28 protein-coding genes are annotated in these 25669 nt (G+C 59.9%); 12 read left to right on the plus strand and 16 right to left on the minus strand.

Annotated elements, in window-relative coordinates; all coding sequences use genetic code 11:
* Nucleotides 1-2: 2 nt before the first annotated feature.
* The 3 genes from ACQZ48_RS11465 to ACQZ48_RS11475 form a co-directional block, all read right to left on the minus strand.
* Nucleotides 3-1241 carry a L,D-transpeptidase family protein gene (locus ACQZ48_RS11465; protein WP_137410199.1) on the minus strand — a complete coding sequence of 413 codons (1239 nt, stop codon included), beginning with the start codon at nt 1239-1241 and terminating at the stop codon, nt 3-5.
* Between the two features lie 166 nt (nt 1242-1407).
* On the minus strand, nt 1408-2691 hold the full coding sequence (locus tag ACQZ48_RS11470) for a DNA polymerase IV (protein ID WP_142912123.1): 1284 nt from the start codon (nt 2689-2691) through the stop codon (nt 1408-1410).
* A gap of 69 nt (nt 2692-2760) precedes the next feature.
* Nucleotides 2761-3069: a DUF3572 domain-containing protein gene (locus ACQZ48_RS11475; protein WP_077982437.1), complete on the minus strand. Its 309-nt coding sequence runs from the start codon at nt 3067-3069 to the stop codon at nt 2761-2763.
* Nucleotides 3070-3200: 131 nt separating this feature from the next.
* Here ACQZ48_RS11475 and ACQZ48_RS11480 point away from each other — a divergent pair, with 131 nt between their 5' ends.
* The gene (locus ACQZ48_RS11480) at nt 3201-3572 is read left to right on the plus strand and encodes a response regulator (RefSeq protein ID WP_003521498.1); all 372 of its coding nucleotides are present in this window, start codon (nt 3201-3203) and stop codon (nt 3570-3572) included.
* Between the two features lie 18 nt (nt 3573-3590).
* On the plus strand, nt 3591-4961 hold the full coding sequence (locus ACQZ48_RS11485; RefSeq protein ID WP_142912124.1) for a PleD family two-component system response regulator: 1371 nt from the start codon (nt 3591-3593) through the stop codon (nt 4959-4961).
* Between the two features lie 894 nt (nt 4962-5855).
* On the opposite strand, the gene rpmG is transcribed toward ACQZ48_RS11485, so the two are convergent.
* From rpmG to topA, 6 genes are all read right to left on the minus strand, one after another.
* Nucleotides 5856-6023 carry a 50S ribosomal protein L33 gene (gene rpmG, locus ACQZ48_RS11490; RefSeq protein WP_003496403.1) on the minus strand — a complete coding sequence of 56 codons (168 nt, stop codon included), beginning with the start codon at nt 6021-6023 and terminating at the stop codon, nt 5856-5858.
* An 89-nt stretch (nt 6024-6112) separates the two neighbouring features.
* Complete coding sequence (locus ACQZ48_RS11495) at nt 6113-7279, minus strand: MFS transporter (RefSeq protein WP_162520391.1); 1167 nt, start codon at nt 7277-7279, stop codon at nt 6113-6115.
* A 17-nt stretch (nt 7280-7296) separates the two neighbouring features.
* A complete protein-coding gene (locus tag ACQZ48_RS11500) occupies nt 7297-7923 on the minus strand; it encodes an NUDIX hydrolase (RefSeq protein ID WP_173988931.1) in 627 nt (208 codons plus the stop codon).
* 62 nt (nt 7924-7985) lie between these two features.
* Nucleotides 7986-8429, minus strand: coding sequence for a DUF983 domain-containing protein (locus tag ACQZ48_RS11505; RefSeq protein ID WP_142912126.1), 444 nt, complete (start codon nt 8427-8429; stop codon nt 7986-7988).
* A 42-nt stretch (nt 8430-8471) separates the two neighbouring features.
* Nucleotides 8472-10826, minus strand: a complete 2355-nt coding sequence (gene rnr, locus ACQZ48_RS11510; protein ID WP_173988932.1) for a ribonuclease R — start codon at nt 10824-10826, stop codon at nt 8472-8474.
* Nucleotides 10823-13507 (minus strand): type I DNA topoisomerase, encoded by a 2685-nt coding sequence (gene topA, locus ACQZ48_RS11515; protein ID WP_448728828.1) that lies wholly within the window; start codon nt 13505-13507, stop codon nt 10823-10825. The genes rnr and topA overlap by 4 nt, the downstream gene beginning before the upstream one ends.
* A gap of 259 nt (nt 13508-13766) precedes the next feature.
* On the opposite strand from topA, the gene ACQZ48_RS11520 reads away from it, so the two are divergent.
* Entirely contained in the window at nt 13767-14000 is a 234-nt protein-coding gene (locus ACQZ48_RS11520) for a hypothetical protein (RefSeq protein ID WP_142912129.1), read from the plus strand.
* Here ACQZ48_RS11520 and dprA read toward each other — a convergent pair.
* The 5 genes from dprA to ACQZ48_RS11545 form a co-directional block, all read right to left on the minus strand.
* Nucleotides 13953-15095 (minus strand): DNA-processing protein DprA, encoded by a 1143-nt coding sequence (gene dprA / locus ACQZ48_RS11525; protein ID WP_191217650.1) that lies wholly within the window; start codon nt 15093-15095, stop codon nt 13953-13955. The genes ACQZ48_RS11520 and dprA overlap by 48 nt on opposite strands.
* Nucleotides 15096-15116: 21 nt before the next feature.
* Complete coding sequence (gene plsY, locus ACQZ48_RS11530) at nt 15117-15734, minus strand: glycerol-3-phosphate 1-O-acyltransferase PlsY (RefSeq protein WP_170985485.1); 618 nt, start codon at nt 15732-15734, stop codon at nt 15117-15119.
* A 48-nt stretch (nt 15735-15782) separates the two neighbouring features.
* Nucleotides 15783-17075: a dihydroorotase gene (locus ACQZ48_RS11535; RefSeq protein ID WP_191217649.1), complete on the minus strand. Its 1293-nt coding sequence runs from the start codon at nt 17073-17075 to the stop codon at nt 15783-15785.
* A complete protein-coding gene (locus ACQZ48_RS11540) occupies nt 17072-18013 on the minus strand; it encodes an aspartate carbamoyltransferase catalytic subunit (RefSeq protein WP_173986855.1) in 942 nt (313 codons plus the stop codon). Before ACQZ48_RS11540 ends, ACQZ48_RS11535 begins: the two co-directional genes overlap by 4 nt.
* Before the next feature lie 238 nt (nt 18014-18251).
* On the minus strand, nt 18252-18683 hold the full coding sequence (locus tag ACQZ48_RS11545) for a DUF4440 domain-containing protein (RefSeq protein WP_077982426.1): 432 nt from the start codon (nt 18681-18683) through the stop codon (nt 18252-18254).
* A gap of 336 nt (nt 18684-19019) precedes the next feature.
* Between ACQZ48_RS11545 and ACQZ48_RS11550 the strand changes: the two genes are divergently transcribed.
* The 7 genes from ACQZ48_RS11550 (at nt 19020) to ACQZ48_RS11580 (ending at nt 23651) form a co-directional block, all read left to right on the plus strand.
* Nucleotides 19020-20672 (plus strand): acyl-CoA dehydrogenase family protein, encoded by a 1653-nt coding sequence (locus tag ACQZ48_RS11550; protein WP_077982425.1) that lies wholly within the window; start codon nt 19020-19022, stop codon nt 20670-20672.
* 137 nt (nt 20673-20809) lie between these two features.
* Nucleotides 20810-21421, plus strand: a complete 612-nt coding sequence (locus ACQZ48_RS11555; protein ID WP_137410212.1) for a GNAT family N-acetyltransferase — start codon at nt 20810-20812, stop codon at nt 21419-21421.
* Nucleotides 21422-21484: 63 nt separating this feature from the next.
* Entirely contained in the window at nt 21485-21781 is a 297-nt protein-coding gene (locus ACQZ48_RS11560; protein ID WP_077982950.1) for a type II toxin-antitoxin system ParD family antitoxin, read from the plus strand.
* Nucleotides 21778-22149, plus strand: a complete 372-nt coding sequence (locus tag ACQZ48_RS11565; RefSeq protein WP_173988945.1) for a type II toxin-antitoxin system RelE/ParE family toxin — start codon at nt 21778-21780, stop codon at nt 22147-22149. The genes ACQZ48_RS11560 and ACQZ48_RS11565 overlap by 4 nt, the downstream gene beginning before the upstream one ends.
* 154 nt (nt 22150-22303) lie before the next feature.
* Nucleotides 22304-22948 carry a TetR/AcrR family transcriptional regulator gene (locus ACQZ48_RS11570; protein ID WP_191217647.1) on the plus strand — a complete coding sequence of 215 codons (645 nt, stop codon included), beginning with the start codon at nt 22304-22306 and terminating at the stop codon, nt 22946-22948.
* Nucleotides 22949-23196: 248 nt separating this feature from the next.
* A complete protein-coding gene (locus tag ACQZ48_RS11575; protein ID WP_170985418.1) occupies nt 23197-23358 on the plus strand; it encodes a hypothetical protein in 162 nt (53 codons plus the stop codon).
* Entirely contained in the window at nt 23355-23651 is a 297-nt protein-coding gene (locus ACQZ48_RS11580) for a DUF6105 family protein (RefSeq protein WP_191217646.1), read from the plus strand. The genes ACQZ48_RS11575 and ACQZ48_RS11580 overlap by 4 nt, the downstream gene beginning before the upstream one ends.
* Here the strand turns inward: ACQZ48_RS11580 and ruvX are convergent.
* Both ruvX and ACQZ48_RS11590 read right to left on the minus strand, forming a co-directional pair.
* Complete coding sequence (gene ruvX / locus ACQZ48_RS11585; protein ID WP_191217645.1) at nt 23624-24103, minus strand: Holliday junction resolvase RuvX; 480 nt, start codon at nt 24101-24103, stop codon at nt 23624-23626. The two genes, ACQZ48_RS11580 and ruvX, sit on opposite strands and share 28 nt — an antisense overlap.
* 14 nt (nt 24104-24117) lie before the next feature.
* Nucleotides 24118-24420 carry an alkylphosphonate utilization protein gene (locus ACQZ48_RS11590; RefSeq protein ID WP_165691157.1) on the minus strand — a complete coding sequence of 101 codons (303 nt, stop codon included), beginning with the start codon at nt 24418-24420 and terminating at the stop codon, nt 24118-24120.
* 84 nt (nt 24421-24504) lie between these two features.
* Between ACQZ48_RS11590 and ACQZ48_RS11595 the strand changes: the two genes are divergently transcribed.
* Both ACQZ48_RS11595 and gatC read left to right on the plus strand, forming a co-directional pair.
* Complete coding sequence (locus ACQZ48_RS11595; RefSeq protein ID WP_191217644.1) at nt 24505-25209, plus strand: metal-dependent hydrolase; 705 nt, start codon at nt 24505-24507, stop codon at nt 25207-25209.
* Nucleotides 25210-25334: 125 nt separating this feature from the next.
* Nucleotides 25335-25622: an Asp-tRNA(Asn)/Glu-tRNA(Gln) amidotransferase subunit GatC gene (gene gatC, locus ACQZ48_RS11600; RefSeq protein WP_077982421.1), complete on the plus strand. Its 288-nt coding sequence runs from the start codon at nt 25335-25337 to the stop codon at nt 25620-25622.
* Nucleotides 25623-25669: the final 47 nt, after the last annotated feature.

Genomic DNA, 25669 nt, shown 5'->3' on the forward strand with positions numbered 1-25669 from the left:
GCTCATACCGGCCCTTCTTTGGTCACGGTGATGAAGTCCGTTCCAGTGCCTGTCTCCAACTGGTGACTGATATCCGAAACGGTGATCGAGCTGCCGCTTGAAAGCTCCTGCTCGATCCGGCTGCGTATTTCCGCGGGAATTTCGAGGCGGCCGAGCACGGCGCTCAGTTGATCGAAACCGCCCGGCGGTTCGGTAACGGAGATGCCAAGCCGCTTGCGGGCAGCCGCCGGCAGATGGTTTTCCAGCGTCACACCGTTCCATTCGGCGTTTCCGGCGGCGCGATCCACGGACACGGCTTCGAAGAAATGGGTTCCGAGCGCCACTTCCGGGTCCTTGATGTCGATGGCCGCTTCAAACAGCGGCTTGAAATCCTGCCGCACCATGATCTGGCCGCTCAGTGGGTGGTCTTCACCAGCGGAGGCATAAAGCGCCGTCACGAAGGCGTCTGTCAGAAGCGGCCCGGTGGTTTTCAGCCCTTTCCAGCGCTTGAAACCATTGATGGCGCTGATCGTCATCTCCCCGGCATAACCATCGGCTGCACCCGCTTCGAAACCGAGGCGGCTCAGCATGGTCTGGATATCCATCACCTTTTCCCGTTCGCCGCGCCGGGTGATGAGAATGCGCAGGGGCGAGGGCTCCCTGGTCTTTACCGCCGGCTTGAGCGCCTGGGTCTTTTCATTGACGGCAACTTCGACCGTCCCCAAGGCTGCATCGAACGTTGCCGGGCGCAATTCCACATCCGACAGAAGAAGCTTGCCGTCATCGGCATCGTCGCGCGGCTGAAACAACGCCGGATGCTGCACAAAGCGCAGCGAGACCGGCTGGTCGGTGATGATGACATGCACGCCGGTCCGGGTGTCGCCGAAAAGGGACTTGGCGAATTTGGACGGCAAGCGCACGCAGCCATGCGAGGCCGGATAGTTCGGCACCTTGCCTTCGTGCAGCGCGATGCCGGACCAGGTCAGCCGCTGCATGAAGGGCATGGGTGCGGCCGAGTAGATATTCGACTCGTGGTATTTCCGCTTTTCCAGAATTGAGAATATGCCGCTCGGTGTCTCATGTCCGGCCTTGCCGGTGGAGACTTTCGAGGTGGCGACGATTTCGCCGTTCTCATAAAGCGAGAGCGACTGATCGCTTTTCGATACCAGTATCTGCAGAGACCTGCTGTCAGCGGCAAGCGCCGGAAAGGCAAGAATGCTGGCCGACAGCATGCCGGCCATAAGACGGAGGCGAAGGGACATGACGCAATACACCACATGTACAAAACTTGCCTCACTCAATCATGCGAAGTTTAATGAAGCTTAAGGACCGCTCCTTCGCAACATCACTAATTTGTGTAAAATCTAAAATATATCCGGAGCGAGGCGGTAGGATAGGATTGCGACCTGTCGCACAATCCCGCCACTGTTATTTGCGTGTTCCGAACGTATAGCCGGTCTCGACGCTGCCCTTGCCGAACTTGTCGCGCAGCTTGTCCATCGCCGCTTCCGCCGCGGCCCGACGGCCGGCCTCTCTGTCAACGAGATCGGGAGGATCGGCCAGCCCCGCATCGTGCAAATCGCTGACGCCGATGCCGATGAGACGGAACCTGGTGCCGTCCGTTTCTTTTTCCAGCAGCGAAAGGCCGGTGCGGAAAATCCGGTCGGCGAGCTGCGTCGGATCGTCCAGCTTGCGGTTGCGGGTGCGGAGCTTGAAGTCTGCTGTCTTCATCTTCAGCACCACCGTCTGGCCGGCGATGCCGCTCTTCTTCAACCGCCAGGCAACCTTTTCGGAAAGCGAGCGCAGGATCGGTACGAGATCTTCATGGCGGGAAATATCGTTGAAGAAGGTGGTTTCGGAAGACACGCTTTTGACGGGGTCGTTATTGTGCACATGCCTCTCATCAATGCCGCGCGAAAGCCGGAAGAGGCGTTGCCCCATCACGCCATAGCGGCGCATCAACTCGCTTTCCTCCATCTCTTGCAGCTGCGCGATCATGCGGATACCGTCCGCCTCCAGCGTCGCCGCAAAGGCCTTGCCGACGCCCCAGATGGTAGTGACGGGCCTTGCTGCCAGAAAGGACAGCGCCTCTGCTTCACCGACAACTGAAAAACCGCGCGGTTTTTGCAGGTCGGACGCGACCTTGGCGAGAAACTTGCAATAGGAAAGCCCGGCGGAAACAGTCACCCCCACTTCCTTTTCCACCCGCCGGGCGAATTTCGCCAGCACACGGGCCGGTGGATCGTGATGCAGCCTCTCGGTGCCCGAAAGATCGAGAAACGCTTCGTCTATGGAAATCGGCTGCACGAGCGGCGTCAGTTCCTGCATCATCGCGCGGATTTCGCGCCCGACACGGCTGTATTTTTCCATATCCGGCTTGATGACGACAGCATCGGGACAGGCTTCCAGCGCCTTGAACATGGGCATGGCGGAACGCACCCCGTGAATACGGGCGATATAACAGGCGGTGGAAACCACCCCGCGCTTGCCGCCGCCCACGATCACTGGTTTGTCGGCCAGTTCCGGATTGTCGCGCTTTTCGACCGAGGCGTAAAAGGCGTCACAATCGATATGGGCGATGCTCAGATCATAGAGTTCGGAATGATAGAGAAGACGCGGGCTGCCGCAGGCGCGACAACGCCTTAGCCCTTCTGGCTGGCCGGCCAGACAGTCACGGCAAAAACCGGGATCATAGCGGTGCGACGTGGACATGGGTCGAAAACAAAACCAGAACGTTGCCGACCATACTCCGGCTGCGATGGCCACTCAAGGGGCGTCTCGTCAATACACACCTGAATCCAGCCCCGGTCCGGAAAAATGGTTCCAGGCAGCGGCCACGGTTTCGGGGGATGTATCGGTGGCGGCGCAGAAGGCCATCAGGTCCGGCTCGTGACTCATCAGGAAATCCGTCAGCCCTGCCAGAAAGCCGGGATCGTTGACAGCCTGGCGCAGCATGTTGGCCTGCAGCCCGCTCAGCGCCAGAAAACGCGCCAGCATGTCCGGTTCGTTTGCCAGCCAGCCAAGTATGGCGGCCGCCGTTTCTTGCGGGTCCTGACCGACATTGCCTTTGTTTTTTGTATCGCGCAGCATTTCTTCCCCGAAGTTACCTATTTTGAAACCAAATCCCTCTAGCCTTGCGCAACAAATGGACGATGGAATCGGCTCTCTGACAACTTATATGTCTGGGTGAAGGTTTCAAAGCGAAACGGGGACTGCTCACCATGCCCAAGCAGGTCATGATAGTCGAAGACAACGAGCTGAACATGAAGCTCTTTCGCGACTTGATCGAGGCGTCTGGTTATACGACGATCCAGACGCGCAACGGTATGGAAGCGCTCGATCTTGCCCGCAAGCACCGCCCGGACCTCATCCTCATGGATATCCAGCTGCCGGAAGTTTCAGGGCTTGAGGTGACGAAGTGGCTGAAGGAAGATGACGAGCTGCATGTCATTCCGGTCATCGCGGTCACGGCTTTCGCCATGAAGGGCGACGAGGAACGCATTCGCCAGGGCGGATGCGAGGCCTATGTGTCTAAGCCGATTTCCGTTCCAAAATTCATCGAAGTCATCAAGACTTATCTGGGCGATGCTTGAGGCGACTGGGGAACGGTTATGACGGCGAGAGTTCTGGTTGTTGACGATATTCCGGCCAATGTGAAGCTTCTCGAAGCCCGTCTTCTGGCGGAATATTTCGATGTCGTCACCGCCGAGGATGGTTTCAAGGCGCTGGCGATCTGCGACAAGGAGCAGGTCGATATCATCCTGCTCGATATCATGATGCCGGGCATGGACGGTTTCGAGGTCTGCGAAAGGCTGAAGGCCAATCCGAATACCGCCCATATTCCGGTGGTCATGGTCACCGCACTCGATCAACCGTCTGACCGCGTGCGTGGCCTCAAGGCCGGCGCTGACGATTTTCTCACCAAGCCGGTCAACGACCTTCAACTCATCGCCCGCGTCAAAAGCCTCGTGCGGCTCAAGGCCGTCAGCGATGAATTGCGGCTGCGCGCCGAAACCGCACGTCAGATCGGCATCGAGGAGATGCTGCGTAGCGACGGGCTGATGCAGACGCCGGGCCGCGTGCTGGTTGCGGATGGCCGCGCCAGCTCGCAGGAACGTATTGTGCGGGCGCTGAAGCCGGTTGCCGAGGTCGACGCCGTCACGGAACCGCAGGCGGCGCTGCTCAAGGCCGCGAGCAATCCTTTCGAGCTCGTCATCGTCAATTCCAATTTCGAGGATTACGATCCGCTGCGGCTGTGTTCACAGCTTCGCTCGCTGGAACGCACCCGTTTCCTGCCGCTGCTTCTGGTGGCGGAGCAGGGGGCGGACGATATGGTGGCGCGGGCGCTCGATCTTGGCGTGAATGATTACATTCTCCGTCCGATCGATCCGAACGAACTCGTCGCCCGGACGCTGACGCAGATCAGGCGCAAGCGCTATAACGAGCATCTGCGGCTCAATCTCCAGCACACGATGGAACTTGCCATTGTCGACGGGCTGACCGGCCTCAACAATCGCCGTTACCTCGACAGTCACCTGAAGATACTCTTCGACCGCGCCGCCGTTCGTGGCCGCCCGATCTCCATCTGCATGACCGATATAGACCGCTTCAAGCTGGTCAACGATACCTATGGCCACGATGTGGGCGATGAGGTGCTGCGGGAATTTGCAGCGCGCATCCGCAGCACCGTGCGCGGTGCCGATCTCGCCTGCCGTTATGGCGGGGAGGAGTTCGTCGTGGTCATGCCCGATACGCCGATGGAGCTTGCGGCAAGCGTCGCCGAGCGCCTGCGGGCGATCGTGGAAGACAAGCCTTTTTATGTTCGTTCCATCGACCGGGAATTGAGCATTACCGCTTCCCTCGGCATCGCCACCAGCAGCGGCGCCTTCGGCGCTCCGGACGAAATCCTGAAGCAGGCGGACAAAGCGCTTTACGAGGCGAAACACGCCGGACGCAACCGCGTCGTCGCTGCCGCTGCCTGAACCCTAATGGCCGATTAACTAAAATATTGCGGCAATCTTGCCGCCGTGTTCCGGCGAAGTAATTATTCACGAAGCAAGTTGATCGTCGTAAGGCTGCAAGCCATTGACCTTGTAGGTATTTTATCACTTTGCAATGAATAGATGCAGATCGACGATATAAATAGAGTTCAAGTTGAAAAATACGTTGAATTCAATCTCTCCGGCAACTATAGTGTGTCAGCTTCGTATACTTAACCATGTTTCCCAGGTGATGTGTCCCTGGCTTAAGAATTTGTTGATTTTTATTTCACTTCTGCGCACACTCCTTATTGAGAGTAACAGTTCTTCCGGCGGCTTATCCGTCTTTTGATGATGAATGATAGCGGCTTTAGCCGTCGCGATTTCGTTCTTCAGGGGCTGGTATTGCGTAGTTTGAATGCCCCATGATGCTCAGGTCCGCCGCATCTCCTGAATCGTGGGGTCGGTCGGCTGACGATGTTCGAATCGGTTCCTCGTGCCGTAGTCACATCGTTGGCCGACCGCCTTCTTCCTGAAAATTGCCGTTTCGTGGTGTGCGCGTCGCGGCTTCGCGACGCATGCAATCCGTCTTTGTTAACGTCACGTGCGAAGCTGCGATACGGGGCAGGGGCGGACGGAGCCTTGGGGATGTGTCTTCAGAGCACCTGAATGATTGCTGCATCGGCCGGGGCGTCAAACCATGTGGTCGGACTTACCCATGGCTGCTCTCGTGCTTTGTTATTGACGGCTACAATTCCCCGGACAGCAGGGTAGACGGGCCTTGCTTGCCCTTTGGAAGGCGTCTGGGCGCGAAGAGGCTGGCGGCAGCATCTTCCCTTCGGCGCAAACAAAAAACGCGCCCGTTGGGCGCGCTTTTGTCGGAGACAGATCAAGAAATTACTTGATCTTGGTTTCCTTGAATTCAACGTGCTTGCGTACAACCGGGTCGTACTTCGTCTTCGTCATCTTGTCCGTGAACGTACGGCTGTTCTTGGTGGTGACGTAGAAAGTGCCGGTGTCGGCTGTCGACAGCAGCTTGATCTTGATTGTTGTAGCTTTCGCCATGGTCGTCCTGCCTTTAAACAAAAGAGAAGCCGCAGGCGCTTCTGACCTCGGCTAAATCTGGCGCGAAACTACGTATCGCGCCCGAAAAGTCAAGCCTGTTTCGCCCGGAAAACAAAACGGACGATATAAAGCACCACGTAAAGCCCAAAAAATACCGCCAGCGACCAGGCAAACCCGTCGGTTCCGGCAATGTCCATGGAAATGCCCACGGCCTGCGGCCCCGCAATCGTGCCGATCGCGTAACAGAAGATGAAGGCGGCATTGGCGGCGACCAGATCGGCGCCTTTCAGGCGCGATCCGAGATGGGTGAGGCCGACAGTATACATTCCCGAGACCAGGCCGCCCCAGAACAGCAACAGGGCCGCCACCAGAAGCCAGTTTTCCACCAGGAAAGGCAGCGCCAGCGTGCCGCAGACGCCGGCAAAGGCCATCAGCCCCAGCATCGTCCGCCGGTCCTTCATCCGGTCCGAGAGCAGGCCGATCGGTATCTGGAAGACCATGTTGCCGATGCCCATCACGGTAAGGAGAAGCGCTGCCTGCGATTCGTTGAAGCCTTCCCGCGTCGCATAGATCGGAAACAGCGAAAGGCCGCCGGCCTGCACCGAACCGAAGACGAAGGCCGCCGCGGACGCCATGGGCACCAGCCAGACATAACGGACGAAATGGTGGTTGGGCCGCTCGTCCAGCTCCGGGCTTTCGCCGCGCGCCATAAAGATCGGGATCGCGGCGAGCAGGATGATCGCCGCGCCGACCAGAAACGGCAATATGCCTTCGCTGCCCACCACGGAAAACAGCAGCGGACCAACCGCGAATCCGACCGCAAGGCCGGTGGCGTAGATGCCGAGAACCATGCCGCGCTTCCTGGGGGGCGCCGTCATGTTGATCCAGTATTCGGAAAGAATGAACAGCGTGGTGGTGGCGCCGTGGAAAACGATTCGCAGCGGAAACCACATCCAGAAGGCTTCGGCGAAATAAAAACCGAGCGCGCTCAGTGCCGAAACGACGACTGCGAACAGCATGGTTCGCGCCACGCCGAAATCATGGGCGATCTTGGTGGTCACGGGGGCCGCCATCATCGCCGCGACGCCGGCCATAGCCGAATTCACCCCGATCATGGTGGAAGAGATGCCGCGCTTCTCAAGGATGATCGACAGGAGCGGAAGGCCGAGGCCGATGGCGACGCCGACCGCACTGATGGCGGAAATGGCGGCGATCAGTGAGGGCCAGTGGATGGCGTCCGCTTCTTCGCATTTCATTTGTGACATGACGGCCTTTATACAAAGTCTCGAATGAACCGGCCGTGGCGCGTGACATAGAGCCGCGCGGGGCTTTCAAAGGGCAATGAGGGATCACCTATCATGAGCTTTGTGACATCTTCGAGAACCGTGCGCGTGATTTTCGGCATGTTCAGACTGGAAAGGTCTGTCATGTCAAGCCATTGCACGTCGGAGAGTTCGTCGGAATCGCGTGTGAGGCTAATATCGAGGTGCAGTTCATCTGCATAGCAGCAGAAGAATCGCGTGTCGTAGCGCCGCACATTGCCGGGCGGGGTGATGGCACGGGCCACATATCGGAAACGGGAAAGATCGGGACCCCTGGTGTTCAAGCCAAGATCCACGCCAGTTTCCTCGAAAAGCTCGCGCGCAGCGGCAAGCGCCAGCGCTCTTGCGCCGGCGGCGCTGAGCCGCCGTGCCGAGGAGGCAGTGAGACTGTGGAGAACGGTGGGATGCAGATCGCTCGAAAAGGGCAGCGCATGGTCGCGCGGATCGCGTTTGCCGCCTGGAAACACATAAGCGCCCGGCATGAAAACATGGGCGCTGCTGCGCCGGCCCATCAACACCCTGAGTTGCGAGCCGGATCGGTCGAACAAAATCATGGAGGCGGCGTCGCGCGGCCGCATGGGCGTGTTCGTCGTTTCGGCGCGCCGGGGAGGCGGAGGCACGTGCAAGGTCCCGTCCGCCGTCAGTGAGAAGAGCCGTCGATCTGCACTTTCTGTTGTTTTCGGTCGAATCCGTGCATCTTCAGCGCCCATTGCAAGCCGATGACACCGCCCTTGATCGGTTGCAGCGTCAGAAGCGCTGCCAGAATGGTGATCGGCACCCAGATGGCGAAATGGGCCCACATGGGAATGTTGAGGACCATGTCGGTCATCATGAAGCCGCCGACCGCGATATGGCCGATGATGACGATGGAGATATAGGGTGGCAGGTCGTCCGAGCGGTGATGGTGCATTTCCTCGCCGCAGGCCGCGCAGGCATCCACCGGCTTTAGCCAGGCACGGAAGAGGCGACCGCTGCCACAGGCCGGGCAACGGTTTGCCATGCCGCGCATGATGGACCGGCCAAGCGGCCGTTCGGCGCTGTCGTCTCCGAAGGTAACGGTCTCCGAGCCCCGATGTGCACTCATCCTTAAGTCCTTCCCGTCCGTTCAACCGCCGAGGCGGCCTTGTTATCGTCGCCTTCTCGGCGGCCGTGTTCCGGGCTTGGCGGCAGCCCATGCTGTCCGCCGTCCGGCCTTATGGAACGAGCGTACGCCCATCGGCATCTTGCGCCCCGGACTCAGCATATCGAATCTCAGCGCACCCGCCAGCGGCACCGCTTCCGCGAGCCTCACCTGCACCGTGTCACCAAGCTGATAACCGAGACCGGTCTTTTCCCCCGTGAGGGCCTGATGGGCTTCGTCGTACAGGAAATAATCGGTTCCAAGCGTAGATATAGGAACGAATCCATCAGCGCCAAACTGCGGAAGCGCGACAAATAGTCCCGCCTTGGTGACACCGCCGACCCGGCCCTCGAATTCCTCGCCGACCCTTTCGGAAAGGTGATGCGCGATGAGGCGATTGACCGTATCTCGCTCCGCCGCCATGGCGCGGCGCTCGAAGGTCGAGATTTCGGCGGCGATATCGTCCAGTGTCGCCTCTTCCTGCGGCGTGATGCCGCCTTCACCGAGGCCAAGCGAGCCCACCAGCGCGCGATGCACGATGAGGTCGGCATAACGGCGGATCGGTGAGGTGAAATGGGCGTATTTCATCAGGTTGAGGCCGAAATGGCCGATATTTTCGGGGCTGTAGATCGCCTGGCTCTGGCTGCGCAGCACCATCTCGTTGACCATGATCTGGTGCGGCGTATCGATGGCGCGCGCCAGAATGCCGTTGAAGGAATTGGCGCGCATGGCCGCACCCTTGGCCATGGAAATGCCGATGGTGCCGAGGAATTCGCGCAGCACTTCCTGCTTGGAAAGTGTGGGCGCATCGTGGACGCGATAGACCAGCGGCTGCTTCTTCTTTTCGAGCGTCTCGGCGGCGGCGACATTCGCCTGGATCATCATTTCCTCGATCAGCTTGTGCGCATCGAGGCGTTCGGGAATGACGACCTTGTCTACCGTGCCGTCGGGCCTGAGCTGGATTTTGCGCTCTGGCATATCGAGTTCCAGCGGTTGGCGGCGGTCGCGCCCGCGCTTCATCACCTCATAGGCGTGCCACAGCGGCTTCAGGATCGGTTCCAGCAGCGGGCCGGTCTTGTCGTCAGGCGTACCGTCGATTGCGGCTTGCGCCTGCTGGTAAGACAGCTTGGCGGCACTTTTCATCATGATGCGATGGAAAGTGTGGCTCGCCTTGCGGCCTTCCTTTGAAAACGTCATCCGCACGGCAAGGGCAGGGCGATCGACGCCTTCCTTCAGCGAGCAGAGATCGTTGGAAATGCGCTCCGGCAGCATCGGCACGACACGGTCGGGGAAATAGACGGAGTTGCCGCGCTTCAGCGCCTCGCGGTCGAGTGGCGCGCCGGGCCGCACATACCAGGAGACATCGGCAATGGCGACGGTGACGATGACACCGTCAGGATTGTCGGGCGAGTGGTCAGGTTCGGCATAAACTGCGTCGTCATGGTCCTTGGCGTCGGCCGGATCGATGGTGATGAGCGGCAGGTCGCGCCAGTCCTCGCGGTGCGACATGGTCGCTGCCTTGGCGGCATCCGCTTCCGCCAGAACATTCGGCGGGAAGATATGCGGGATGCCGTGCGCATGGATCGCGATCATCGAGATCGCCTTTTCCGAGGCCACCGAGCCGATGACCGACAGCACCTTGGCGCGGGTCAGGCCATAACGGCCGCTGTTGCGCGAGGTTTCAACCTCGATCAGATCGCCATCCTTGGCATCGCCGACGCCATCGGGATCGATCACCATTTCTTCGCCGCGGCGATCGATCGGCATCAGCCGTCCACCGCCACCGGGCGCTTCCTTGAAGACGCCGAGCAGCGCGTTCTGGCGACGGTCGATGAGCTTCACGACGCGGGCCGTATAGGCCGGGCCGGAGTTTTCCTTGGAGGGGAAGATTTTCGCCAGAATACGGTCACCGAGACCCGCTGCCGGAGCCTTTTTGCCGCGGTCCTGCGAGGACTGGCGGATGAGCACGGCCGGCGCTGCGCCCAGATCCTCGGGCCATTCCGCCGGGCGTCCGATCAATTCGCCGTCTTTGTCGCGGGTGGTGATGTCGAGAACCGTCACGGGCGGCAGGCCGCCCGGTCGCGTCAGCGACTTGCGGCTCTTGTGCACCATGCCGTCGACTTCGAGTTCCTTCAGCAGGGCTTTCAGAACGATGCGGTTTTCGCCCTTCAGCCCGAAAGCCTTGGCGATTTCGCGTTTGGAGGCCTGCTGCGGATGGTCCGCGATGAATTTCAGCAGCACTTCGCGGGAAGGCACCTCGCCATGGATGATGCCTTCACCTTCGCTCACCCGCTTGCCGCGCCCGGTGCGTCCGAAACCGTCACTGGCGGAACCCTGTCTCTGACGTGGCGCCTTGCTCACTCTGCTGCCTTCTTGGGTTTGGCCGCTGCCTTCGGCTTGGCGGCCGCCTTGCTCTTGGTTGCCGCCTTGGCCTTGGTCGCCTTCGGCTTGGCCGCGGCGTCACCATCGGCCTTCTTGGCAGCCGTCTTCCTGCCCTTGGCGGGCTTGCCGCCTGTGCCGGTCTTGGCAATGCGCTCGGCAATCAGCACCAGCGCCTCGTCCAGCGTCACGGAAGCCGGATCCTGCCCCTTCGGAATGGTGGCATTGACCTTGCCCCAGTTGACGTAAGCGCCATACCGCCCGTCGCGGACGGTGATGGCGCCGCCATCGGGATGGTCGCCCAGTTCCTTGAGAGCAGCCGGCGTGCCGCTGCGGCCGCGTCCTGGTCCCTTGCTCTGCTTTTCGGCAATAACGGTCACGGCTCGGTTGAGACCGATCGAGAACACGTCCTCGATGCTTTCAAGGTTCGCATAGGAACCATCATGCAGCAGGAACGGCCCATAGCGGCCGAGGCCGGCGGAGATCATCTTGGCCGTCTCCGGGTGCTTGCCGATATCGCGGGGCAGATTGATGAGCGCCAAGGCCTTTTCGTGGTCGATATCTTCAGGCTTCCAGCCCTTGGGCAGCGAGGAGCGCTTGGCCTCCTTACCGTCACCGCGCTGGATGTAAGGCCCGAAACGGCCAGAGCGCAGCGTCAGCTCCTCGCCGGTCATAGGATCGGCGCCCAACGCCTTCGGCTCGTTCGAAGCTGCAGCTTCGGCTTCCGAACCGTCCGAGGTCAGCTGGCGGGTGTAGTTGCATTCCGGATAGTTGGAGCAACCGACGAAAGCGCCGTATTTGCCGAGCTTCAGCGAAAGATTGCCGGTGCCGCAAACCTGACAGATGCGCGGATCGGAGCCATCCTCGCGCTTGGGGAAGACCAGCGGCGCCAGAACCTCGTTCAGCGCATCCAGAACGTTGGTGACACGCAGTTCCTTGGTGTCTTCGATCTGGGCGAAGAAATCCTTCCAGAAATCACGCAGAACCTGCTTCCAGTCCAACTCGCCGGCGGAGATGCGGTCGAGCTTTTCTTCAAGGGCGGCGGTGAAATCATATTCGACGTATTTGGTAAAGAAGCTTTCGAGGAAAGCCGTCACAAGCCGGCCGCGCGAATGCGGGATCAGCTTGCGCTTGTCGACGACGATATATTCGCGGTCGCTCAGCGTCTTCAGCGTTGCCGCATAGGTGGAAGGACGGCCGATGCCGAGTTCTTCCATCTTCTTGATAAGCGAGGCTTCCGAATAACGCGGCGGCGGTTCGGTGAAGTGCTGGCTGGCGTTGATCTTCTGCTTGGCGAGGTTCTCGCGCTCATTGATCGGCGGCAGACGGCCTTCATCGTCACCATCGTCGCTCTGCTCGCCATCTTCCTTCTGGTCGGTATAGGCGGCGATAAAGCCGTCGAAGCGGATGACAGAGCCAACGGCGCGCAGGCCAGCCTTCTCGCCGCCATTGGTGGCAAGGATTTCCACTGTGGTACGCTCGATTTCTGCCGACGCCATCTGGCTGGCGATACCGCGCTTCCAGATCAGATCGTAAAGACGCAACTGATCGGCATCGAGGTAACGCTTCACCTGATCCGGCGTGCGGTTGAAATCGGTCGGGCGGATTGCTTCGTGCGCTTCCTGGGCGTTCTTGGCCTTGGTGGAGTAAAAGCGCGCCTTTTCCGGCACATAACGGTCGCCGAACTGCTCGCCAATGGCCTTTCGGGCGGCATCGATCGCCTCCGGGGCCATCTGTACGCCGTCGGTACGCATATAGGTGATCAGACCGACGGTCTCGCCGCCGATATCGATACCTTCATAAAGCTTCTGCGCCACCTGCATGGTGCGCGAGGCGCCAAAGCCCATGCGCGAAGACGCGGCCTGCTGCAGCGTCGAGGTGGTGAAGGGCGGGCCGGGATTGCGCTTGACGGGTTTCGCCTCGACCGTATCCACGACATAGGTCGCGCCTTCCAGCAGCGCCTTCAGCCGGTTCGCATCGTCTCCGGTCTTGATCGAGCGGTTTTGCAGGCGCTTGCCATCGGCCGAAACCAGCTTGGCTTCGAACTCGTCACCGCGCGGTGTCTTCAGAAGCGCGCTGATGTTCCAGTATTCTTCGGAAATGAAACGCTCAATCTCGGATTCGCGGTCGCAGACGAGGCGCAGCGCCACCGACTGGACGCGGCCGGCGGAACGCGCGCCGGGCAGCTTGCGCCACAGGACCGGGGAGAGGTTGAAACCGACGAGATAATCCAGCGCACGGCGGGCGAGATAGGCGTCGACCAGCGGCACATCGATGTCGCGCGGGTTGGCCATGGCGTCCAGAACCGCCTTCTTGGTGATGGCGTTGAAGACCACGCGCTTCACCGGCTTGTCGCCAAGCACACGCTTCTTCTTCAGGAGATCGAGAACGTGCCAGGAAATGGCTTCGCCTTCGCGATCCGGGTCGGTTGCGAGAAAAAGGCCGTCGGAGGATTTTACCGCATCGGCAATATCCTTCATGCGTTTGGCGGACGCGCTATCGACCTCCCAGGACATTTCGAAATCCTGATCGGGCAGCACCGATCCGTCCTTGGCAGGAAGGTCTCTGACGTGGCCAAAGGATGCAAGAACCTTATAGCCCGAGCCAAGATACTTATTGATCGTCTTGGCTTTGGCAGGAGATTCTACGACGACGACATTCATATTGTTCTTCTCTGGAACTGGTCCGTTAACGTGGCCCCGGTTGCAGCGTGGTGCCGCAATTGGCCTTCTTTATAATTCGACATGGACAGGTAATGCCCGCTGGTCAAGAGGCAAGCCCGATTTTCTCGCTTCAAGATGAGTGCAACCTATGGATAATCTATTGTTGTATTGCAATCTTTGGTAAATTGGTTATGATGGGCAACATCATTTGAACAGACTTAATGCTTCCCGTTTCAGGCTGAATTTCCAGGATAAATATATGGTCCCGAACGCGACAAACAATAATGCCGAAAATGAAGGGACCAGAGAGAGCTTGGCATACATCCGCCAGATGCTGGCGGAACTGCGGCAGGTAGCGCACCGGGAAGGCGCCGACATGCTGTGTTATCTGATCGAGATGGCCTATGTCGAAGTCGGCGATATCCAGAGCGGACGGCGCAAGCTGTCAATCCGCGATGAAGAGCGAAACACGCCCCCCGGCATGCCGGTTTAGACGTCCGGCAATATCAAGCTCCAGCAGCACCAGGTGAACGGTGGCAGCGGAGAAACCCGTGTGACGGATGATATCGTCCGTTTCCACAGGCGAGGGACCGAGAGCGGCGGCGATGATGCTACGCTCGTCGTCCCCCGGTGGTGACATCTCGGTGTCGGATCTCGGTTCCTCGATCTTGCGGTCATAGGGCAATTGCGGCTCCATCAGCGGTCGCAGTGCGTCGAGGATATCGGCTGCACCCGTGGTCAGCATGGCGCCTTCCTTGATCAGCCGGTTGGTGCCTTCACAGCGCGCGTCGAGCGGCGAGCCGGGCACGGCAAACACCAGTCGTCCGGCTTCACCTGCAAGCCGCGCCGTAATCAATGAACCCGAACGTTCCGCCGCTTCCACGATGACGACGCCGAGCGAGACGCCCGCGATCAGCCGATTGCGGCGCGGGAAATCCCGCGCGCGAGGCTCCCAGCCAAACGGCATTTCGCTGATTGTCGCGCCGCCCTGATCGTATATTTCCTGCAAAAGTCCGAAATTTTCCTGCGGGTAGGGGCGGTCGAGACCGCCGGCCAGCATAGCCACTGTGCCGGTTGCAAGACTTGCCCTGTGCGCGGCCGCATCGATGCCCCGCGCCAGTCCCGATGCAATCGTATAACCGGCCCGCCCACAGTCGCGTGCCAGCATGGCGGCGAATTTCGCGCCGTTGATGGAGGCGTTGCGTGAACCGACGATGCCGACGCAGGCTCTTGTCGCCGCATCCGCCGATCCCTTCATGGCGATCAGCGGCGGCGCCCCATCCATCTGCCGCAGGGCTGGCGGATAATCCGGTTCGCCAATGCCGACGAAACGCGCGCCGAATTTATCGGCGGTTTCGATCTCGCTTTCCGCTTCCGCCTGGGTGGCAATGCGCGGACTGCGCGAAGAACCGCCACGGCGCGACAGTTCGGGCAGGGCATCGAGCGCCTTTTCAGCACTGCCGAAATGATTGATAAGTTCGCGAAAGGTCACGGGACCGATATTATCGCTGCGGATCAACCGTAGCCACGCCACCCGCTGCCGCGCGGAAAGCTCTATGCCCTGCCGTGTAGTTTCCGTATTCGGCATGACATGTCCCCAAGGTGAACCTTAGCTCTTCTGTCCGATCCTGCTTTCCGTGCCCGCAATCAGACGTCTGATATTTTCGTGGTGTTTCAACCAGGAAATCACACTGAGCAGCGTCACGAGAAGCGCCGTCTTCTCGGGTCCGAGCACCCAAAGCGCTACGGGGACGATCACCATTGCCACCAGCGCCGAGAGCGACGAATAACGGGTGATAAAGGCGGTCGCGATCCAGATGAGCGCAAAGGCAAGCATCATGAGGGGAGCCGCGCCTAGAAGAACGCCGATATAGGTGGCCACACCCTTGCCGCCCTTGAAGCCCAGCCACACGGGAAACAGGTGGCCGAGAAATGCGAAGAAACCGGCGACCAGCGAGGCTTCGTAACCCCAGAGCGCATTGGCGACCAGAACCGCCGCCGTGCCCTTCAGCGCGTCGAGCAAAAGGGTTGCGGCGGCGAGCTTCTTGTTGCCGGTACGCAGCACGTTGGTGGCGCCGATATTGCCGGAGCCGATCTTGCGCACGTCGCCCAGACCGGCCATGCGGGTAAGAAGGAGGCCGAACGGAATGGAGCCCAATAGATAGCCGATCAGCGCCGCCAGCGCGAGAAGGGCAGGCGCGGTCTGCCACTCAGTCAAAGCACTCATTCCAATGTCCCCTCTGTCCCGCCGTCAGCGTGATCTCTGTTCGTGATCTTATGCCAAGGAATGAACGGCTTTGCCAGCCACATAAGTGGCGACAGCACGGCCGCTGAAACGGGCATCCTCGAACGGCGTGTTCTTGGATTTCGAGACCAGCTGGTCCTTCGCCACGAGCCACGGCTCATCGAGGTCGATCAGCGTGATATCTGCCTTCGCACCGGCTTTGAGCGTTCCTGCATCCAGTCCGAAAATCTTGGCTGGGCGGGTGGAGAGCGCATCGATCAGCCGCATCAGCGGAACGTCGCCACTGTGATGGAGGCGCAACGCCGCCGCCAGCATGGTTTCGAGCCCCACCGCGCCGCTCGCCGCATCAGAAAACGGCAGGCGCTTGGTGTCGACATCCTGCGGATCATGCGATGAGACGATGATATCGATCGTGCCGTCCTTCAGCGCTTCCACCATCGCCTTGCGGTCGTCTTCAGCGCGCAGCGGTGGCGAGAGCTTGAAGAAGGTGCGGTATTCGCCGATATCGTTCTCATTGAGCGTGAGGTGATTGATCGAGATGCCGCAGGTGGCCTTCACGCCCCGCTGCCGCGCAACGCGGATCGCTTCTGCCGATTCCGGAACGGAAATCTTGGCGGCGTGGTAGATCGCCTGCGTCAGTCCAGCAATGCGCAGGTCGCGCTCAAGCGGAATGATCTCGGCTTCCTTGGGAACGCCTGACAGGCCGAGCCAGCTCGCGAAAAGCCCCTCGTTCATGTCGCCGCCACCGATATATTTGTCGCGCGTCTCGAGCGCGATCACCGCGCCGAGTTCACGGGCGTAGGTCATGGCGCGGCGCAGCACCAGCGTGTCGGAAAGCGCCTTGCGGCCATTGGTGAAGGCCACCGCACCGGCTTCCTTCAACATGCCGAACTCGGTCATTTCCTCGCCCCGCAGGCCCTTGGTCAAAGCGGCTGCGGGATGGACATTGACGATTGCCTTGTCGCGCGCCGTCTTCTTCACATATTCGACAAGCGCGATGTCATCGATCACAGGATCGGTATCCGGCATCATGATGATGCTGGTGACGCCACCGGCCGCTGCCGCGCGTGAGGCGGATTCGATGGTTTCGCGGTGCTCGGCGCCGGGTTCGCCGACAAAGACGCGGGCATCCACCAAACCGGGAACGGCCAGCATACCCTTGTAGTCGCGAACCGTCGCCCCTTCCGGAGCGCCCTGATTATGTGCGTCCTTGCCAGCCGCCAGAATGGTGCCATCGGCGCCGATGACGATGCTGCCGGTCTCATCGAGATTGCGGGAAGGATCAACGATGCGGAGGTTCTTGAGAACGGTCGCGGCACTCATACGCGCTCACCTTGATTTTGCGAAACAAGCAGGGTTTCCATGACGGCCATGCGCACGGCAACCCCCATTTCCACCTGGCTTTCAATGACGCTCTGCGGACCATCTGCCACTTCGGAGGCGATTTCCACGCCACGGTTCATCGGGCCGGGATGCATGACCAGCGCATCTTCCTTCGCTGCCTTCAGCTTCTCGGCATCCAGACCGTAATAGTGGAAATATTCGCGCACCGAAGGCACGAAGGAGCCGGACATACGCTCACGCTGAAGGCGCAGCATCATCACCACATCGGCGTCCTTCAATCCTTCCTTCATGTCGTGGAAAACCTCCACGCTCATGTCGCGAATGCCGGAGGGAAGAAGCGTGGCGGGAGCGACGACGCGCACACGCGCACCCATCTGGTTGAGCAGGATGATGTTGGAGCGGGCAACGCGCGAATGCAGCACATCGCCGCAGATTGCCACTGTGATACCCGAAAGCTCGCCCTTGGCGCGGCGGATGGTCAGCGCGTCGAGAAGCGCCTGTGTCGGGTGCTCATGCTGGCCGTCTCCGGCATTGACCACGGAGCAGGCGACCTTTTGCGCGAGAAGCGCGGCCGCACCGGCCGACGAATGGCGAACCACCAGCACATCCGGGCGCATGGCGTTCAGCGTCATTGCCGTATCGATCAGCGTTTCGCCCTTCTTTACCGAGGAATTGCCGACCGACATGTTCATCACATCGGCGCCGAGGCGCTTTCCGGCCAGCTCGAAGGAAGATTGTGTCCGCGTCGAGGCTTCGAAGAACAGGTTGATCTGCGTCAGCCCCCGGAGCGTCGAGGTCTTTTTCTCGCGCTGGCGGCTGATTTTTACCGCCTCGTCGGCCTTGTCGAGAAGCAGGGTGATATCCTGATGGGAAAGCCCCTTGATGCCGAGGAGATGGCGATGGGGGAAGAAGACCATGCGGTTTGCCTCCTGACGGGCGTCGCATTTTCCCGTGAAAATGCCCGGAACGCCCGAATGCTGATCCGCGCGCTCCCCTTCGCTGTGAACACGCCTCAGGAGTGCGGCGGAATTCGGTCCTGCGCTCTATAGAGACTGCATGGTCGCGGGGCAAGCGCCCGCAACTCCTGAAATGAAAACATGGCGATGTTTCCCCAATCCTCGAGGGCAAAGGGTCCTAAGACGGAAGGAACAGACATCAGACGATGCCGTGTTCTTTCAAAAGAGCCTGTTCGTCGCCTGACGCCCAACCGAAAACCTTCGGTGTTCCATCCAGCCTCTGGACGAAGTAGTGAACATCGAAATCGATTGCGACATCCGGTTGCCGCTTACGGGCAAAGGTCGCAGTCCAGGCGACATGTGCCACACAATGATGTTCATCGATGGGCGAGATACGGAGATTGCGTATCCGCATCTCCTTCGTTCCGATCATCCGATAGCGCTCGTAACCCTTCATCATGACCTGCTTTAAGTGGTCATCGTTCTTTCCGGTCATCACCCCGGCGGGGGATGCGGCGATGAAGTCGGAGGCGTAGAGCTCGGCTATCTCCTCCACATCCATGTCACCCTCAAGAGACTTGTTGAAAAATCGCTCATATCGCTCGAAAAGCTTTCTTGCGCTGGCCTCCATGGTTCCCTCCCTGTGCAGCCGTTCATCAAGTCGCCAACCGAAAAAGCCCGTCGTGGGTTCCACATCTGGCTGCGGATTTTGGGGAATGCTTTATCTGTCATGCCACGTCAGTCGTGGCCGCAATCTCTGCGCGCCGCCGCTCAGGGCTGTTTCGGACGTTGCCGCCGGTCTTGCCGGAAACGTGTCTGGCATTCGCCGGGTCGGATACCTAGATCAGGGTCATTCCCGAAAATTGCTGATAGCGGCGGTTTAATCGTCCCAATCGCTTCCTGCGGGTGGAATTATGCAATATCACCCCACTATGCAACGCCAGTACAAAACAGCTAGAAGCAGCGGATGACCCAGAATTCCCGGATAGAAGAAACGCTCGCCGAACTGAACCAGCCAAACCTCTGGTCCGGTATCAACGCCTATCGTTCCGATCCGCTGATCGTCGACCTCACCTCCGGCCTGTCGCGCAATCTGAGGGACGAGTACGACCAGCTCGGCCGCTATGTCACGTCGCATGAGGCGCAGGAACTGGCGCGCATGGCCAATCAGGGCGTGCCGCAGCTGCATACACACGGTCCGCGCGGCGAGCGTCTGGATCAGGTGGAATTCCACCCCGCCTGGCACGCGCTGATGCGCCGTTCCATGTCGTCCGGCCTGCATTCCAGCGTCTGGGAAAATTCTCCCGATACGCGCGGCAATGAGCACAAGGCCCGCGCCACGAAATTCTATCTGACCTCGCAGCTGGAAGCGGGGCATCTCTGCCCGCTGACCATGACCAGCGCCTCCGTCGCCGCCATCATGGCCTCGCCGCGCGTGCAGAAGGAATGGGCGCCGAAGATACTCTCGCGCAAATATGACAGCTCGCAGAAGCCGGCTTTGCAGAAAACCGCCGTCACCATTGGCATGGGCATGACGGAAAAGCAGGGCGGCACGGATGTGCGCGCCAACCGCACCACGGCGGAGCGGGTGGGCGAGGGAATCTATCGCCTGTCCGGTCACAAATGGTTCCTTTCTGCGCCGATGAGCGACGGTTTCGTCATGCTCGCCCAGATGGGCGACGGCATGGGCTGCTTCCTCGTGCCGCGTTATCTGGAAGACGGTTCGAAGAACGGCCTGCATTTCCAGCGCCTGAAGGACAAGCTCGGCAACCGCTCCAACGCCTCCGCCGAAGTCGAATTCACCGATGCCTTCGGTTATCTGCTGGGCGATCCCGGCAGTGGTATTCGCACCATTCTCGACATGGTGACGCTGACGCGGCTCGACTGCGCGCTCGCATCGGCCGGCATGATGCGCGCCTCGCTTGCCGAAGCCGTGCACTATGCCCGCGGCCGTTCTGTTTTCGGCAAGATGCTGGTCACGCAACCGATCATGACGCGCGTTCTCGCCGACATGGCGCTGGATGTGGCGGCGGCCACTGCTCTCTCCTTCAGGCTGGCGACGGCATTCGACGCCGCCCGTAACAATCCGGCTGAGGCCGCCTATGCGCGGGTGATGACGCCCATCGTGAAATACTGGTGCTGCAAGATCGCGCCGGCGCTTATCTATGAGGCCATGGAGTGCCTTGGCGGCAATGGTTACGTGGAAGAGCGGCCGATTGCCCGCCACTACCGCGAAGCGCCCGTCAACGCCATCTGGGAAGGTTCCGGCAACGTCATGGCGCTGGATGTGCTGCGGGTTCTCCAGCGCGGCAAGGACCTGTTCGATCTCGTCTTCCAGACGCTGGAGCGCGATCTCGGAGCGGCCGGCAAAAAGACCACCGACGTGCTGCGCGCCGCGATCGCTCTTGCCGAGCGTGACGAGGGTGCGGCCCGCCTGCTGGTGGAGCAGTTTGCACTCGCGGCGGCTGCCGCCGAGCTTTGCCGCCTTGGCGCCGGCAAGATCGCCGATGCCTTCCTCGAGACCCGCCTGGCTGGCGGCTGGCGGCACACTTACGGCATGCTCGATTCCCGCTTCGATCCGAATTATATAATCGATCTTCTTTATCCGCCTGCATCTTGACCGATGCATGCGGATGAAGGTTTTGCAGTCCCGGCGGGAGGGGTCTCGGATTTGAAAAATAGCAATGGCGTGAGGCGTGTTCTTATCTGTCATGATGTCCTCGCGCGTCGATGCGCGGCAAGGGAAGGCGGCTGCCAATGCTGACCTTCCGTTCCGCCCGCGCCGAGGATGAAGACGCGCTCTACGCCATAAGCCTCGCCACCGGCGATGCCGGGCAGGACGCCGCCGCCCTTTACCAGGATGGCCGCATGGTCGGGCATATCTACTCCGTGCCCTATCTGCATCTCTGGCCCGATGCCGTTTTCGTGGCGGAGGATGAGGAAGGTGTGTGCGGTTATATCGTCGGCGCACTCGATACGGCGGTGCACGAAGAGCGGCTGGAGCGGGAATGGTGGCCGCATCTGCGCAGCCTTTACCCCGATCCCGGCGGTGACCAGCGGACATGGGACGCCGACCAGCGTCGCGCCCAGTTCATCCACCATCCGCGCCGCACGCCAGCCTGGCTCACCGATCCGTTTCCGGCGCATATCCACATGAACCTCCTGCCGCGTACACAGGGCAAGGGCGGCGGCACCCGGCTTCTGTCGCGCTGGCTCGATATGGCTAGACAGAACAACGTCTACGGCATCCACCTCGGCGCCAGCGAACGCAACCATGCGGGCATGCGCTTCTGGGAAACCCGCGGGTTCAAACGCCTCGAAAGCCACGAAACGCCGGGTAGTGTCTGGTTTGGGATGGCGCTGGAGTGAGATTGGCAGATTATGCCAATCGATGGTATGGATAGGCATAAATGAAGTCCGATGGAGTCTCCGATGCCAACGCGTAACGTCGTCCTGACACAGCATCACGAAGAGATTATAGACGAGCTCGTCAAATCCGGCCGCTATCAAAACGCCAGTGAAGTGCTACGTGAAGGCTTGCGGTTAATTGAGAGGCGGGAGCGCCTCGAGGCAGCCAGAGTGGAGGCCTTGAAGGTAGCGGCGCAACAGGGATTCGCCGACCTCGACCAGGGACGTTATACTGATGTTTCGGATGATGACCTTGACGATTTCATTTCCGCTTTTGGGCGCGAGGCTGAAGTGCAGCTCGGCAAGTCCGGCGACAAATGACGACATATCGTCTGTCCGACGCCGCACAATCGGACATCATCGAAATCCTTGGATGGACCCACGCGACATTTGGAGCAGCAGCGAGAAAACGCTACGAAAAGTTGCTAGCAACTGCGTTACGTGATGTTGCTCGCGATCCCCTGCGTGCCGGCACGACTATTCGCGCTGAACTTGGTGATGACGTGCGCAGTTATCACCTTCGTTATAGTCTTGAGCGGGCAAAAAGCGAAACAGGTCTCGTTAAAACCCCGAGACATTTGTTACTTTATCGTGCACTACGACCCGGTTTGGTGGGCGTCGGTCGCGTTCTTCATGATTCGATGGAAATCGAACGTCATCTTCCGGCCGACTATGGTGATACTTCCTAAGAATGTCTGGAGGCGTCCCTGTCCTGTGCCGAAAACGGTATGGCGGACTCGTCATCCACAGGAACCTTCTCACCATCCATCCCGCCACGTTGTTCTTCCGCACACGCTTTGTTAACCCGTTGAGGAAGGCCTTTCAGAAAACGGGTAGGGAATCATGCTGGCGACCGCAGAGGCGATTTCAGCCGACAGACCGGAAAAGCGCATCAAGGATCGCGCTCAGACCGAGAAGGCGATTTTTAATGCGGCACGGTCGCTGCTTGCCGAAGAGGGGTTTCAAGGTTTCGGCATCAACGCCGTTGCCCGCCGCGCCGGCTGCGACAAGCAGCTCATCTATCGGTATTTCGGCGGCCTTGATGGTCTGATCGAGACGATCGGCGAGAATCTCGGTTCCTGGGTGAAAGATCGCATTCCCGAAGACACTGGCGGCATGTTTCTGCTGACCTATGGCGATCTCATGGAAAAGCTGGCGCTTTATTTCATGGATGCGCTGCGCAGCGATCCTCTCGTTTGCAAGATCATCGCCTGGGAAGTGTCTGACGGGTCACCGCAGGTGCGTCAACTGGCCGAAGCCCGCGCCAAGTCGCTGGGCAAATGGCTGGAGCGCATGCGAGGCTCGCTCGCTGCGCCGAAGGGTGTGGATACCGCCGCCGTCAATGCTGTCCTGTTCGCCGCAATTCAGCACCTCGTCATTTCTGCTGCCACCAGCGGTCAGTTCGCTGGCGTGCCGCTCAAATCAGACCGGGACTGGGACAAGATCACCACCGCCGTCAAAAGACTGGTGCGCGGCGTTTACGGCTGACACGCGTTGCCGGAGCTGATGGGAACAGCCGAGGCAAGCCCGAATTAACGAAAAATCAGCCATGTTTTCACCGGGCGCGCAACCGCCCGGTGCTTCCGTCCGTTCACAGGAACACATTCTTTTCCACAACTCGCCCGACCGCCATTAACCATAATAACAGCTTTCATTTGCCTCGCCCTGGCTGCCGGTCCAGTGTGGATTAACGAAATGTTAACCATGCGCAATGACTGCGCATAAGGGAGCCGCAAGTGAGCCGCTGGACAGCTTTAGGCGTCATGATGACGTTTTTTGTGATGCTGCCGTTGGATATCGACGCGCCGGCGCTGAACCTCTGCCTGATGGCTGCGGTGCGCTGGGCGGTGCTTGCCGGCTTTCCCGATACGATGTTTGTACGGGGGCAGGCGGCATGAAGTGGTTTCTTATCCTATGGGCCGGTCCCGTCGCATTGCTGGGCAGCTGGTACTGGCTCTCCTATTACGACATGAGCTTCGGCTTCTACATGCTGACGCGTCAGACCCATGATCTCGTCTTCGAGATTTACGGCAATATTCTCGGTCTTCCGCCGGAAAGCCTGCCGCCGCTGGTGGCGCGCGCCATCGCGGTCGACAGCCTGATCGTTTTTGCAATTCTCGGTTTCCGCAAGCGCAAGCAGATTTATGCGTGGTGGCAGGCCCGTCAGTCCGCCGCGCGGGTGAGTGCGTAAAGCCTGTCCAGCGCACCCTGAAGAATGAAGCTCGCCGCCGCCGAATCGATGCGTTCGGCGCGTTTGGCACGAGAGACATCCATTTCCAGCAAAGCGCGTTCTGCGGCGACGGTTGAAAGCCGCTCATCCCAATAAATGAAGGGCAGGTCGGTTTTTTCTCCCATAGTGCGCACGAAGGCGCGCGTGGCCTGCACGCGTGGCCCTGCGGAACCGTCCATGTTCATGGGAAGGCCTATGACGAAAGCCGCTACTTTTTCCTTTTCCGCAAAAGCCAGAAGCACCTGCGCATCCTGCGTGAATTTCACCCTCTTGATCACCGGACGCGGCGTCGCGAAACGCCGCGACAGATCAGACATGGCAAGCCCTATTGTCTTCGTACCGAGGTCTAGGCCGGCAATAGCCTGGCCGGGCTGAAGCACCTGCGCCAGTTCCTCAATGGTGAGTGTCGCCATGTCTCGCGCTGTCCTTACCGCTTCCGGACGAATTCGGTGCGCAGCACCAGACCCTTGACCGCATCATGCCTGCAATCGATCTCTTCGGGATTGTCGGTCAGGCGGATCGACTTGATGACGGTACCCTGCTTGATGACCGTACTGGTGCCCTTGACCTTCAAATCCTTGATCAGGGTGACGGAATCGCCATCTTCAAGCACATTGCCCGCCGCATCGCGTACTTCATTCGCACGCGCCGCTTCTGCAGCCAGTTCCGAAGCCGGCCGCCATTCGCCGCTCGCTTCGTCATACACGTAATCGTCATTATCCGCGGCCATTGTCGCCTCTCTTAATTATCGGTAGTGCGGTTGTTCAGGCCGTCCTATGTCATACTATACCGGCAATACAAAGGAGAACTTCCCATGAAAATCACCTGGCTCGGCCATTCCGCCTTCCGCCTTGAAAACGGCAGCGCGAAGATCCTCATCGATCCTTTCTTCACCGGCAATCCCGGTTTTGCCGGGCAGGATGCGAAGTCGGCGGCCGAAGGCATCACCCATATTCTCCTCACGCATGGCCATGGCGACCATGTCGGCGATACCGTGCAGCTCGCCCGCGAAACGGGCGCGACCGTGCTGGCCAATGCCGATCTTGCCGCTTGGCTGTCCGCCAAGGGTGTCGCGAAAGTCGATATGGGCAATACCGGCGGGACCGTGCATTTCGACGGTTTTTCCGTCACCTTCACCAATGCACTGCATTCCTCCGCCCAGATCACCGAAGATGGCGTCTCCCATTCGCTCGGCAATGCCAATGGCCTGATGCTGCATTTCGAGGACGGCCCGGCCGTCTATCACATGGGCGACACCGACATCTTCTCCGACATGAAACTGATCAACGAACTGCACCAGCCGGATATCGGCCTGGTGCCGATCGGTGACCGCTTCACCATGGGCGGAGCTGTCGCGGCGCTCGCCTGCCAGCGCTTCTTCAATTTCGGCAATGTCATTCCCTGCCACTACGGTTCCTTCCCGATCATCGACCAGACACCGGATAAGTTCGTGGCCGGCATGGAAGGGGCGCAAGCGCGTGTCCAAACGCCGAAGGCCGGCGATACGCTGTCCTTCTGAAGCTGCGTGAGAGCATGTCGTTGCCGCAAAACCGCTCTGCAGTTTGACACGACATGCTTTCTACCGTTGCGAAGGACGGACATGGTGATTATAGCGGGTAGGAAAATTCCTACCGGAGTAAAACCATGTCCGTCGATCTCGCCACCGTAAAGCGCGTTGCGCGCCTTGCCCGTATCGCTGTCACCGAAGATGAAGCGCAGAATATGCTCGGCCAGTTGAACGGCATACTCGGTTTCGTGGAGCAGCTTTCGGAAGTGAATGTCGACGGCGTCGAGCCGATGACGTCAGTCACCCCGGTGGAGATGAAAAAGCGCGCCGACGTGGTGACCGACGGCAACAAGGCGGAAGACATTGTCGCCAATGCGCCTGCGACCGACCGGGACTTCTTTATGGTCCCGAAAGTGGTCGAATAAGCGATCGCCGTTTGCCGCCTGATTTTACCGAGATTTTCGAAAGCCGT

The sequence above is a fragment of the Agrobacterium sp. 22-209-1 genome, assembly GCF_053522485.1.